Source organism: Streptomyces sp. NPDC002490 (assembly GCF_040296045.1).
Lineage (GTDB): Bacteria > Actinomycetota > Actinomycetes > Streptomycetales > Streptomycetaceae > Streptomyces.
Map to the genome: position 1 here is coordinate 80000 of NZ_JBEOWM010000017.1, position 12184 is coordinate 92183.

General features: G+C 70.9%; 9 protein-coding genes. 2 read left to right on the plus strand and 7 right to left on the minus strand.

The features are described 5' to 3' along the window. Nucleotides 1–2: 2 nt before the first annotated feature. From ABT092_RS13595 to ABT092_RS13620, 6 genes are all read right to left on the minus strand, one after another. On the minus strand, nt 3–1529 hold the full coding sequence (locus ABT092_RS13595; protein WP_351243221.1) for an RICIN domain-containing protein: 1527 nt from the start codon (nt 1527–1529) through the stop codon (nt 3–5). 259 nt (nt 1530–1788) lie between these two features. Next, a complete protein-coding gene (locus tag ABT092_RS13600; protein ID WP_351243223.1) occupies nt 1789–2511 on the minus strand; it encodes a type I-E CRISPR-associated protein Cas6/Cse3/CasE in 723 nt (240 codons plus the stop codon). Then, nucleotides 2508–3392: a type I-E CRISPR-associated protein Cas5/CasD gene (gene cas5e, locus ABT092_RS13605; RefSeq protein WP_351243225.1), complete on the minus strand. Its 885-nt coding sequence runs from the start codon at nt 3390–3392 to the stop codon at nt 2508–2510. The genes ABT092_RS13600 and cas5e overlap by 4 nt, the downstream gene beginning before the upstream one ends. Beyond that, complete coding sequence (locus tag ABT092_RS13610; RefSeq protein WP_351243227.1) at nt 3389–4723, minus strand: type I-E CRISPR-associated protein Cas7/Cse4/CasC; 1335 nt, start codon at nt 4721–4723, stop codon at nt 3389–3391. The genes cas5e and ABT092_RS13610 overlap by 4 nt, the downstream gene beginning before the upstream one ends. Continuing rightward, a complete protein-coding gene (casB, locus tag ABT092_RS13615; protein WP_351243228.1) occupies nt 4720–5286 on the minus strand; it encodes a type I-E CRISPR-associated protein Cse2/CasB in 567 nt (188 codons plus the stop codon). The genes ABT092_RS13610 and casB overlap by 4 nt, the downstream gene beginning before the upstream one ends. Then, nucleotides 5283–6803 (minus strand): type I-E CRISPR-associated protein Cse1/CasA, encoded by a 1521-nt coding sequence (locus ABT092_RS13620; RefSeq protein ID WP_351243230.1) that lies wholly within the window; start codon nt 6801–6803, stop codon nt 5283–5285. Before ABT092_RS13620 ends, casB begins: the two co-directional genes overlap by 4 nt. A gap of 864 nt (nt 6804–7667) precedes the next feature. On the opposite strand from ABT092_RS13620, the gene ABT092_RS13625 reads away from it, so the two are divergent. Further along, nucleotides 7668–8561: an IS982 family transposase gene (locus ABT092_RS13625; RefSeq protein WP_351243232.1), complete on the plus strand. Its 894-nt coding sequence runs from the start codon at nt 7668–7670 to the stop codon at nt 8559–8561. A 36-nt stretch (nt 8562–8597) separates the two neighbouring features. Here ABT092_RS13625 and ABT092_RS13630 read toward each other — a convergent pair whose 3' ends face one another. After that, the gene (locus tag ABT092_RS13630) at nt 8598–8777 is read right to left on the minus strand and encodes a hypothetical protein (protein ID WP_351243234.1); all 180 of its coding nucleotides are present in this window, start codon (nt 8775–8777) and stop codon (nt 8598–8600) included. Nucleotides 8778–8940: 163 nt separating this feature from the next. On the opposite strand from ABT092_RS13630, the gene ABT092_RS13635 reads away from it, so the two are divergent. Continuing rightward, nucleotides 8941–12159 carry a hypothetical protein gene (locus ABT092_RS13635; protein ID WP_351243236.1) on the plus strand — a complete coding sequence of 1073 codons (3219 nt, stop codon included), beginning with the start codon at nt 8941–8943 and terminating at the stop codon, nt 12157–12159. Nucleotides 12160–12184 lie beyond the last annotated feature (25 nt).

The following is a 12184-nucleotide window of genomic DNA, read 5'->3' on the forward strand; positions in this document are numbered from 1 at the left end:
CGTCACACGGGGAGCAACTGCCACTGCCGCTCGCGCTGGTCGCCCTCCGACCCGTGCTGCCGGACCACCGTGCGGGCGTTGGTGTCGACCCTGAGCAGCAGGCCGCTGTTGCGGTTCGCGATCTCGTACACCCGCGGGCCGCCGCCCGCAGAGCCCACCGGGATCAACCGCCACTGCTGGTGGTGCGCTGCGCCGCCCTCGTAGGTGCGCTGCGCGGTCGGCGCACCGGCCGCGCCCTGCGCCCCGAGGACCTCCAGGACCTTGCCGCTGCGCACGTTCTCGATCCGGTACAGCACGTCGCCGTCGTCCCGCCCCACCGCGACCAACCGCCACCGCTGGTGGTCCCGGGGGGCCGCGAGGGACTGGTGGACCTCCGCCCCGTCCCTGGTGGACTCCCGCAGGACGCCCATCCGCAGCTTGCTGCGGACGTTGGCCCAGAAGACCACCGTGCCGGAATCGGGCAGTCCGACCAGCCTCGTCGACGCGACCTTCCGGACCCGGTGGTTGAGGTAGTCGGCGATGTAGAGGGTGTCGACGCAGTCCACCGCGAGGCCCAGCGGGAGGTTCAGCTGGGCGGACGCGGCCGGCCCGCCGTCACCGCCGAACCCCGCCGCACCCGTCCCCGCAACCGTCCCGATCGTCCCGTCCACCCCGACCCGCCGCACCCGGTGGTTCCTGTGGTCGGCGATGTAGAGGACGCCCGCACCGTCCACCACCACCCCCAGCGGGAGGTTCAGCTGGGCGGACGCGGCCGGCCCGCCGTCACCGCCGAACCCCGCCGCACCCGTCCCCGCGACCGTCCCGATCGTCCCGTCCGCCCCGACCCGCCGCACCCGGTGGTTGCCGGCGTCGGCGATGTGGAGGACGCCCTCGCCGTCCACCACCACCGCGTACGGGTTCCTCAGCTGGGCGGTGCCCGCCGGCCCGCCGTCTCCCCCGAACCCGGCGACCCCGGTCCCCGCGACTGTGCTGATCGTCCCGTCCGCCCCGACCCGCCGCACCCGGTGGTTGTGGTACTCGGCGATGTAGAGGACCCCGGCCCCGTCCACCGCCACCCCCAGGGGGAGGTTCAGCCGCGCCGCGGTGGCGGGGCCGCCGTCACCGCCGAACCCCGCCGTGCCCGTGCCGGCGACCGTGCTGATCGTCCCGTCCGGCGCCACCCTCCGCACCCGGTGGTTGCTGGAGTCGGCGATGTAGACGGCGCCCGCGGCATCCACGGCCAGCTCGCGGGGACCGTTCAGTTGCGCCGCGACGGCCGGGCCGTCGTCACCCCGGTAGCCCGCGGCCCCGGTACCCGCGACCGTGCTGATCCTGCCGTCCGTGGTGATCCTGCGGACCCGGTGGTTGCTGTGGTCCGAGAGGTAGAGGGTGCCGCTGCCGTCCACCACGACGCCGTACGGGCGGTTCAACTGGGCCGCAGCGGCCGGCTCGCCGTCCCCCGCGAACCCCGCCGTCCCCGTCCCCGCGACCGTACTGATCGGAGGGGCTTCGTCCGCGCCACCCGTGGCCGCCGCGTCGACACTGCTCATCGTCGTCCCTTCACCGTTCCAGAACCCGTCACTACGGACGGTTGTCGGATGATTCCAGATAGTCATACGCGTGTGAGGATTGACAAGATCACTAACGAGTGATCGCCATGGAACGCATTTGACGGGAGACGAAATCGTGGGGCCGTGGTGACGGGTGAGCCGACCGGGACGCCCCGGGGCCGCGGTGAGGGGCTGCACCGACGAGACGAGCGTGCGAAGTCGAGGGTGCCGGGCGGACGGTGACGGAGCGGCCGTGGCCTCAGCGCAGCAGCACCAGTCCGCAACTGTAGGCCCGCCCGTGTCCGAGTCCGGCCGTCAGCACTCCCACGAACGTCTGCGGGTCCGTGACCGTCAGTTTGCCCCGGATCTCGGCACGGGCGAGGCGGAGCCCCTTGTGGGGGGCCGGGCTGGAGATGCGGGGGAGCATCCGCACGGCGAGGTGGTCGTCCCGGGCGTCGGCACCGAGGCGAACCCGTCCGTCCGGGGCAACTGCTGGTTCATCGAGCGGTTGGAGACGGCGGACGAACCAGGACTTCACATGGTCCGGTCGGGTGTGGGCGACCCGCGCGCCGCGGGTCTTCGTCGGGGACCCCGAAGCGGGGGCGAGGCTGCGCACCGGGTTGACGACGGTCCGGAATTCGACCACGTCGCCCACTCCCAGGGTGCGGTCGACGGTGAGGGTCACGGGCTCGCCCGCGAGCGCAGCCCTCGGAATGCCGCTCCAGTCGCCGGGCACCTGGGACTGGACCACCAGCGAGAGCCTGGCCTCCCTCAGGTTGAGGGACCAGGTGGACAGGATGCCCATCTGGGCACGGGGGTCCCGGCTGCCGTCGTCGACCCAACCCCGGAAGCCGCTCATCACGGTCCGGTGCATGTCCTGAGCGTCGATCAGCGACTTGGCCGCGTAGGGGTGGCGGGCGTGCAGGGTGAGCAGGGTCTGGGTGGCGACGAACCTGGCCGCCGCGGTACGGGGCGCTGTCATGGGATGAGGTTCCATTCGGCTGCTCGCGGATCGATCGTGACGCGTGTGCGGGTCTCCCAACGCGCGCCGTGCTGGGGGCCCATGGCGTGGAAGCTCAGTGGCTGGTCCATCACCGGACGGGCTCCGGACACCGGTCGCGGGCTTTCGATCCATGCCCACGGGTGGTTGTCCCGGAGACGCTCGGGCGGGCCGGATTCGCACGGCAGGAGGGCCACGCTGGAGAAGGCCTCGACCAGGGGGCCGGGGACCACGCCCAGGCTGAGCTGTCCGGAGGGCGGGCAGGACTTCCGTCCGAGCCACAACAGGCGCTTCGGATGCTCCACCGCATGGGCGATCCGTTCCAGGAGTCCCGTGTCCGGTGACTGCAGGCCCACCAGGAAGGTTGCGTCGGAGAGGTACCAGCGTTCGGTGATCAACGCGTTCCGACGGGTCTCCGAGGAGACCAGGGTGCCGGTGAGCGGGTCCGCGGCGATGCGCTTCGGCGACCCGTACCAATCCGCGAGTTCGTGGTGGCCGAAGGTGTCGCCGGAGTCCCCCGCCTCCAGCAACGGTGCCGCCGCGGCGGCACGGCGGTGGTCGGTGACCAGGTCACGGGGGCGCAGCGGGAAGCGGCCCGCGCCGACGGTGTGGTAGTCGCGGACCGGCTTGCCCGGATGGTCGGCCCGGACTCCGAAGAGCAGCGGGGCCAGGTCGGCGAGCGGGTCCTTCCTGGACCCGTCCGCTTCGGGCGGGAGCTCGCGAGGGATACCGAGGGCCGCGGCGCACAGGCCGATCACCCCGGACTTGGTGGGCCTGCGATGGGAGTCACGACGGCCGAACCGGCTCGCCGCCCCCCAAGACTGGAGCGGCGCGGCGAGCCGGAGCAGCAGCACGTGGCTCACTGCGTCAACTCCTCGATCGACATCACGTTCGCCACGCCCTCCGCCTTCTCCTGACGGAGCACGGCGTCGATCTGCGGGTCGAAGGCCAAGGCGCGGGCGGAGGTCAAGTCGGGGCGGCGCTGACTGACGAACGTGTGGTGCGCCAGCAGCCTGCGCACGGCCGCCGGCCCTGCGGGGCCTTCGCCCTTCTTGGCCACGGGGGTCTCGTCGATGGGCAGTTGGAAGGCGGCGGCGTAGTTGTAGGGGCGGGCGCCCTCGAAGGCCAGGACGAGGCCGGGCAGCGACCCGGTGGAAGCCGTGGAGTTCTTCTTGGCCTCGGGGAACGCCTCCACGAAGGCGTTGACGAACTCCTTCTCCGCCGCGACGGCGGTCTCCGTCGCCTCGGCCTCGGTCATACCGGCGGCCCGGAGGTTGGTGTGCAGTTGGGCGCGGTCGAGGACGGCGTGCCGGTAGAAGGTGCCGGAGATCAGTGACTGGTACCCGGTCATGCCAGCGCCGGCGTCGTCGGCCGCGGCGTCGAGGAAGTCCAGTGCGTTCTGCTTCCGTTGGAGCTTGGCGTCGTCCGCGGCGGCGTAGAAGTCGTCCACCTGCTCCGCCTCCTGGACGGTGAAGGCGTGGCTGCTCTGCACCGCTCCGTCCACGTTGGGCGAGTCGGCGATCTCCGCCAGGAAGCGTCCGTACAACGCGATGTCGATGGCGTCGCGCGGCGCGATGGCGAGCAGGACGGCATCGCGGTGCTCCTTGGGCAGGGAAGGCAGCGTCGTCTTGTCGGACCCGCCGTCCTCCGTGTGCTCCGTCTCGGTCTTCGTCCTGCCCTTGCGTGCGTTCTTCTTCTCGGCCTCCTGCTGGGCCCTCAGGTAGCCGTCCCGCCAGGTGCGCAGTTCCTCGGCGTGGCCGTCGATCCAGGAGGCGATGCGAGCACCGGTGTCAGCGGGGGCGAAGAGGAGCACCTTGGTGAGGTTGGCCACCGTCTTCTTGGCCCGGTCGCCGAACTTCAGGCCGACCGCTTCCAGGACGGCCCGCGCGGTGCGCACAGCCTCCTCGTGGTCCCAGCCGTGCTCCGACTCCAGGGACTTCGCGGCGATGAGGGCCCACTCGCGGGTGCGGAGGCCGGTGCTCCGGCCCGCGAGGGCGCCGACTCCGGCGTTGGCCCGGTTGCGGGCGTGCACGCGCTCCGCCCGGCGCCGTGCCTGACTGGTGATCATGTGACGTTCCACGCCGCCGTAGACCAGGCTCTTGGGGGAGCCGTTCTCGTCCCGCACGGGCAGCACGGCTACCAGGGTCTCCAGGACGTGCAGGGAGAGGAACTGGCTTCGGGGTGCCTCGGTCACGTACTCGCGTCCTTCCACGTCGTCTGCTTGTTCGTTCCGCTCCGGTCCGACGACAGTGGACTGTGGAAGTCCACCGACCACTGGTAGGCGATGCGTTCCCTACGGTCGTGCCAGCGGACCAGGTCGTCGGTGAGGCGCTGCCAGGACGGCGGCTGCTGCTGCGGCTCACAGGACCGGAGTCGGGTGATCGTGTGCTGGAGGTGTCGCCATGGAATGCGACGGCTCGCCACGATCCGGGATACCAGGCGTTGTGCACCCGGGTTGTCGGGACCCCGTCCGGCACCGTCCCCGATCCGCCGGGCCGCGGTGCCGAGGCTTCCCGTGCCGTAGCGAGGCACGGGGACTCCACGGTGGTACACGCCGAACAGGAAGGCGACCCGCTCGTACACCTCGCGGTGCTCCTTCGGGCCGTACCACCCCGCCTGGATGTGGGAGTCGGTCGCTTCGGTGCGCCGTAGTTCGGCCAGCTTGCCGTACTCGCGGTTACGCACCAGGGTCACCAGCCAGGCCGCCAGTTGCCCGCTGCCCGGTTCGTCGGGCACGGACTCCGGCCACTCCATCATCTGTGCGTCTCTCCTCGGAGTTCGGCGGGGGCTTCGGCGGAGGTCACGTGCTTGTGGAAGCAGACTTTCGCCTGTCCCCGGGCACGCATGCCAGGTCCGTTGTCCGGCAGCGAGTCCAGTCGGTGATTGAGAAATTCCTCTGCTTGGTAGCGCAGTTGGGTCGCGTACCGGAGCAGGGCGGGTGGTCCGTCGTATCCTCGGGCGACCTCGTCCAACAACACGTCGAAGTGTCCCTCGGCCTCCGGCCAGAACTCCCGGCGGGCGTCGAAGCGGGCCTGTTGGGCGGGTCGGTCGGTGGGCTTCGGATTCGGGTACGTGATCTTCCAGGCCACGTAGGCCGCCCGCTCCAGCCCGCCGGCCAGGCGGTCGACGATCTCGGAGCCCCGGCGGGAGGCCTCGCACAGGGCCTCGCCCTGGCTGGGTGCGTAGGGGAAGGAGCCCTCGGTCCAGGCGACGGCGAGGGTCTTGTTCGCGATGAGGCCCACGGCCCACAGGGTGCACGGCGGTCCACCGCCCTCCTCGGGGAACTCCAGGTGACGCAGCCGCCCGAACAGTCCGGTCGTTCCGTCCTTCGCCGCGCTGTAGAGCGCGTGCGCATCGCGCCACAGGGCCCGGGTCGGGGATGGCCAGAGCGGCTTGGCGTGCCCGTTGAGCACCTTCTTGGACGGGACGGCGTCCTCCAGGTCGCGCGCCGGGTCCAGTTCGAGAAGTTCGCCGGCACCGACGAGGACCCGATCGACCATCACCGGCCCGCCCCCCTGCTCCGGGGGCACCGGGCGCAGCAGCACCGAACGGCCGAGGTAGCTGTGCAGGTCGGCAGGGCCGGAGGTGCGGCGGCCCGGCGGCTTCGTGGTGAACCCACGCCGCTGGACCGACCCGGTCGTCCACGAGTGGTTGAACCGCCCGGCCGTGGCGGCGGGGTAGAGGTTGAGTCGCAGGGTGTCACCGAGGGTGCGCCCTTGGACAACCACGCGGATTCGGCCCAGGAGCCGACCGGTGGAGAGGTTGGTGAGCTTCGGGCCGAGCAGGGAGCCCGGGAGCCGTGCACGACCCGACAGGCCGTAGACGTGCTGGCAGAGCATCGCCCGGAACGCCACGTTTGCCGGTAGGGGTGCGGGGTGTTCGAGGTGGTGGTGGTCGAGGAACTGGTTGTAGTCGCCCGCTCGTTCGACGACGAGTTGGGCGGGCCCCGTTCCGTGCTCGTCCAGATACGGCGCCAACAGGGCGTTCTGCCCCAGTGGTCGCTCCGGATGGAAGAGGTCCCAGTCGTCGGCAGGCTCGTGCGCCAACCACTCGGCGACCTCGCCGAAGCCGTGTCCCTCGGCCAGCCATGCCTTCCAGTCCTCCTCGGGCCGGGGGCAGAACCCGGCAGCGAAGCAGATCGCCAGCAGGTAGTCCAGTAGGGCCACGCCCTCGCCCGGCGTGTCGCAGGACAGGGCTGACAGTTGATCCGCCCGGGACAGCAGGTCGACCAATGGAAGCTCGACGAACTCGCCGTCAAGGCTGACTACGGGCACGCAGGGTTGATGGCGAGGATCCCAGCTGGGGCGCTTCTGCACGGGGCTACGCACGATGGGCAAAACGGGACTACCACTCTCAATCAATGCACACAGGATGACGACAAGGACGCTAGCAGTGTGGACAGTTGCAGCAGGGCAGTTTGCTGGAACTTCGCAACGCAAGCGACCGACCCAGTGTGCGCATCCCCGCCTGCGCGGGGAGGAGATCACGCCCGTTCTGCGGACTTACATGACGGGCCATTCCTGCAGTGCAGGCCGATAAAACGATCAATTTAGCCGAATCCAGTCCGGCCAAATAGGCGAGATCCGAATCCGGATACAGTCATGTACAATTCTAGGGATACCGGAACGTGCAGCCACCCACTCGGGGATGGCTACACGTGAGATTTCTGGCCGCACACTTCCCTGTCCGCGTCAGACGGACTCAACGAGCGACCATCCGGCATTGCGTGGCCTCGGCGCAGTTACTGCGCCGAGGCCACCACCAACGTATACAGAAGGTCATCTGGGGCGGGGGCCACACACCAGAACAAGAGCGAGATCAGGCACCAGCGCACCTGAACCGCTTGCTCCACACCCACTCTTCGATGTATCGACCTCCCCTCTGCGCAGCAGCAACATGGAGGCCGATCCGTTCTCCCAGACATATTTTATCCATTCGTCTACGGCCGATTCCCCTCCAAGATACCCACCTAAGTTTGATTATTCGGGATCGACTCGCCTACTGTTACATCACGCCCGCTAGCGGGCTTCCATGAGTTAATCGACCGAACTCATGCAAGCCCGCTTCACGGGCTAGATGAGTGAGTCCGATGTTTGTGCTGGCCGCGACCATGGGGAAGGGCGCCCGTTGGCCTGTGTGTGACTACCGACCTGGACGCCCTTCTGGCGGCACTGTACGTGTTCATCGACGACCATGTGGTGCCTTGCGCGGGAGGCCGCCGGATCGGGCGACCTCCGAAACTGACGGACGCCGAACTGTTGTGTCTGGCGGTCGCGCAGGTCCTTCTCGGCTTTCCGTCGGCCCGGCATTGGATCCGCTTCGCCCACGCCCGGCTGTCCCACCTGTTCCGCTACCTGCCCCAGCAGTCCGGCTACAACAAGCGGCTGAACGCGGCCGGCCCGCTGATCTCCCGGGTGATCGAGGCTCTGGCCCGGCAGGTTCCCACCTGGCACGACGACCTGCGTCTGATCGACTCCACACCCCTGCCCTGCGCCGCGTCGAGGGAGACCGTCAAACGCTCCGGCCTCGCCGGGCACGCGGGATACGGCTACTGCCGCAGCCACTCCCGCTTCTTCTGGGGCCTGCGGCTCTACCTGGTCACCACGGCAGAGGGCATGCCCGTCACCTGGTGTCTGGCGAACCCGAAGCTCGGCGAGCGGGAGGTGATGACCGCGCTACTGGAGCGCGATCACCGCCTTGTCCGCAAGGGACAGGTGATCCTCGCGGACAAGGGCTTCGCCGGAAAGGACTTCGAGGCGTTCCTCACCGACCGTCTCGGTGTTCACCTCGTGCGGCCGGACCGGAAGGACGAACCCGTCCGGCACGGCCGCCTCGCCCGCTCACGCCAGTGGATCGAGGCCGTCTTCGACACCCTCAAAGGCCAGCTCGGCCTCGAACAACACGGCGGCAGAACCCCGGCCGGAGTGTTCGCCCGCACCACCCAACGACTCCTCGCCCTCGCCACAGCCATCTGGCACAACTGGACCACCGGCGCCAAGAGCAAACGCTCCCTCATCGCCTACGACCACTGAACAACCCTTCGGACTCATTCATCTAGAAGCATGGGGTCACCGACCGGTCCGACGCCGCATCAGGATCGCCAGGGTCGCCCGGGCGTCCTTCCGTCGCTCCGGTGTGGAAGCGAGCACCGAGGCAAGTGCCACGGTGCCGAGGAGCACGGTGTACGCAGCGGCGCCGGCGGCGGCCAGGGCAGTGGCGTCCTGCAGGAGGACGGGGAGCGTGGGCACGGTTCGTTCCTTCGCTTTCGAGCCCGGAGCATGCAACTCCGGGGCTGTGCAGTCACCTTGACGGAGCACCAGGTCAAGGCGCTACGGACGAACCGGGGCGGGCCCACGAAGCCCCAGGCCGAGGAGATCGGTGAACAGCAGAGGAACTGGACGTGAAGAAGAAATGAAGATCGACAACCATCCGCCGAACCCGCAGGAAGCACGCCGGCAGCTGGGCGACGCACTCGACTCGCTGCGGAAGCGCACACATCCCCGGGTGAGTCTTGCGGCCTGCGCGCAGCTGGCCGGGGTGGATCCGAGGACGGCCGGGCGGTGGTTCCGCGGCACGTCGGCACCGCAGCGGAAGCAGACGCCGGGCGTGCGGGCACTCGTCGAGCACCTCCAGCGGGTGGCCGGACTCACCGTCGGCTTCGACTCCGCCTGGCGCACGAGGGTCGAGGACGCACAGCGGGAGAGTCGCTCGGTGGCCGGACCGAGCCGTTCGCCGGAGGAGGAGGCGCGCGCGGACGCCGCGAACGCGGTACGGAGCCTGCGCCGTTTCTTGGACGTCGAGTTGGACGCGATGTGCACCTTCGCCCTTTCGGACGATGGAGCGCCCTCCCCTTACCTCTGGTGGCAAGCGCCGCCGGAGGCCCACGCGAAGGAACTTCTGGCGCGCTTGGAGAAGCGGTTGCGCACACGGCCGGACATCGCCGTCGTCTCCTACGACCTCGTGGAGAACCGGCACCACGCCCCGCCCGACCACTTCGTGGCAGAGGTATCGCAGCAGCTGAGGAGGTTGCCGGGCGGGCTGGAGCCCGTGCCCGAAGGAACCACACCGCGCCAGCACCTCCAGAAGCAGTTCCGGGAGGTCGCCCGCCGGGCGGCCCGGGCGGGTCGTCGACTGGTGCTCGTCGTGCACGGGTTGGACGAGGTCGCCCCGGCGCGGATCGACGAGGACCAGGGGGAGGGAGCCGCCAGCATCGCGGCCCAACTCCCCCTGGTTCCGGCCCGGCAGCCCGGGAAGGCGGTGGGCGGCCGCCCCGACTGGCGGGACGGGATCCGGGTCATCGTTTCCAGCACGCCGGCCGCGAGGCCGCTTCCCGACGTACCGCGGGACCATCCGCTGCGGCGGCGGGGTTGCGTACGTCTGGTGCACTCCGTGGACGGGCGCTGGCGCGCATCGGTCGGCGAGCCGGACCCGGAGGCGACCAGGTCCGGTGAGGCCGTCGGAGACGTCGGTGAGGTGGGCGAGGCAGTCCGCGCGGCCGCGCACCGCGACCTGGCCTCCCTCCGCCTGTGGCGGGGGGCGTCCCGGTACTTCCTGCTGGGGCTGGCACGGTTTCCCCGACTTCTCGCGCTCGCGGGCGATCCGTCGCGGGCTCGGAGGCTCGCCCTGGAAGCGCCCACCGACGTGCTGAAGGCCACCCGGCTGGTCGAAGTGGCCACCGTGCTGGCGACCTCCGGTCCGGCCCGGGGGGACGAGTGCGTGCGCGAGGCGGTCGGACGGGTTTCCCGCGCCCGGTCCGCCCCGTTCGGGCAGGGGGAAGCGGAGGCACACTTCGAGGAACTGGCGAACGCCGTGTTCGCCTTGCACGCGCTGGGCCGGTACGAGTCGAGTGCCGAACTCTTGCACCACCTCGTCTCCTGCGGAGCCCTGGACTGGCGACAGCGGATCCACTCGGCGCGGTTGCTGGACCTCCGGGGAGGCGACCGCCTGGCCAGGATCGCCGAGCACGCCGCGGACCTCAGCGAGGGGACACCGGAGGAACGGGTGCAGGCCCTGGGGATCCGGTCCGAGTTGGCCCGGGCCACGGAGGACCCCCGCCATCTCCGGGACGTCGAGGCGTGCTGCGCCGAGCAGGCTCCGGACGGCGGCCTCGCCCAGGTCGACCTGCTCGCCCTGGGCGCCAGTGCGCTGAGCGCGTCCCTCAGGGCCTCCGCACGCGAACTCGCGTTACGGGCGCGGACCGCCCTGCTCGCAGCCTTCGCCGAAGCCGGTGCGCTCTCCCCCGCCGACCGCGCTCACTCGGGTGACGAACTGTCCACCACCCTCGCGCTCGTGGTCCGGGCCCTGAGTGACGTGGGCGCGCAGGACGCGGCGGCGAGCCTGCCGGACGCCCTGCCCGAGACCTTGCGCGAGGACGTGCTGGGTGAGGACCGGTTCGCGGCCCCGGTCGGCGACCGGCAGGACCCGGCCGACCGGGACGTGGAGGAGCTGAGGGCCAGCCTGGAGTACGTCGAGACGCTGTTGATGAAACAGCCGGATCGTGGGCGGGAGGACCTCGCGAGGCTCTGCACGACCTGGCGGGCCCGACGGGAGGCGCCGGACCCCCACGACTGGGGGCGGCCGTTGCTGTGGCTGTTCGCCGTCACCGGGCACCACGGGGACGCGCTGCTCCTGGCCGGGTGCTTCCCGGCATCCGGCAGGTACGTGAGCGCCCCGGCCGCCGTTGCCGCGGGGTGCGCCGTGGGTGGGCACACCGGAGCCGTCGGGGAGCTCCTGGAGCGGGCCGTGAAGGGCGGGGGGCGTGCCGATCCGGCGGCTCGGGGACTGATCGCCCAGGCGTACGCGCATTCCGGAGAGCGCGACCGGGCGCGCGAGTGGGCGGAAGGGGGCCCGGGGGACGCGGCGCCCGGGCAGGTCGAGCGGACCTGGGCGGCCGTGGCGGCCGGGCTGGCCCGGCAGGATGCGACCGCTGCCGTCCAGCTGGTGGAGGAGAGGTTGGCAAAGGCCCCGTTGCCTGCCCGGTCGCCGGGCCGTAGGGCGGTGGTCCTGCGACGGGTGGCGGAGCTCCTGCCCGTGGTCCCCGATCCACGACTGTGGGGTGACGAGTTCCGGGCACTGTTCCGGGACGCCTGCGCCCCGGTGGAGGGCGGCCTGCGGGCCTGGGGCCCGGACGCGGTGCTGATCCTGGCGCTGTTGGAGGCGAGCGGGTCCTGCCCCTCGACACCCGTGCTGCGGAACCAGCTGCACGACTGGGAGCGCTACGTCGCCGCGACGCCGCTGCCCGGGAAGGTGCTGCCCGTCGCGCAGTGGGCGGTGCTGCACGCGTTCCGGGGCGATGTGCGGGCCGCCCGGGAGACCGCGGGCAGTGCGGCCACGTCCCGGGACCGGGCGGCGGCACTCGCCGCGGTGGCCCTCCACCTGGCGGGTGTCGTGCCGACCGTTGCGGCCGCCGAGGGGTGGGGTGCGTTCGACGGTCCGCTGTCCCATTTCCTGGCGCTGGCCGGCGCCGTGGGCCGGGAGAGCCACCGGGACGAGGCGGAGGCCCGGCGCCTAGTGCAGGAGGTGGTGTCGAGCGGGTACTGGTGGTACGTCCTGCCGTTGCTGCCACACTGGGCGCCGAAGGCCGTCTCCGACCTGGTGGAATCGGTGCGGACGCGCACCCGCACCGGGTGACCGGACGGCCACGATCACGGTGCGC

What these genes read in the sequence shown, in the direction of transcription:
- casB (WP_351243228.1), bottom strand. Translation starts at nt 5,286, where the DNA reads ATGATGGAGTGGCCGGAGTCCGTGCCCGACGAACCGGGCAGCGGGCAA.
- ABT092_RS13595 (WP_351243221.1), bottom strand. Translation starts at nt 1,529, where the DNA reads ATGAGCAGTGTCGACGCGGCGGCCACGGGTGGCGCGGACGAAGCCCCT.
- ABT092_RS13600 (WP_351243223.1), bottom strand. Translation starts at nt 2,511, where the DNA reads ATGACAGCGCCCCGTACCGCGGCGGCCAGGTTCGTCGCCACCCAGACC.
- ABT092_RS13635 (WP_351243236.1), top strand. Translation starts at nt 8,941, where the DNA reads ATGAAGATCGACAACCATCCGCCGAACCCGCAGGAAGCACGCCGGCAG.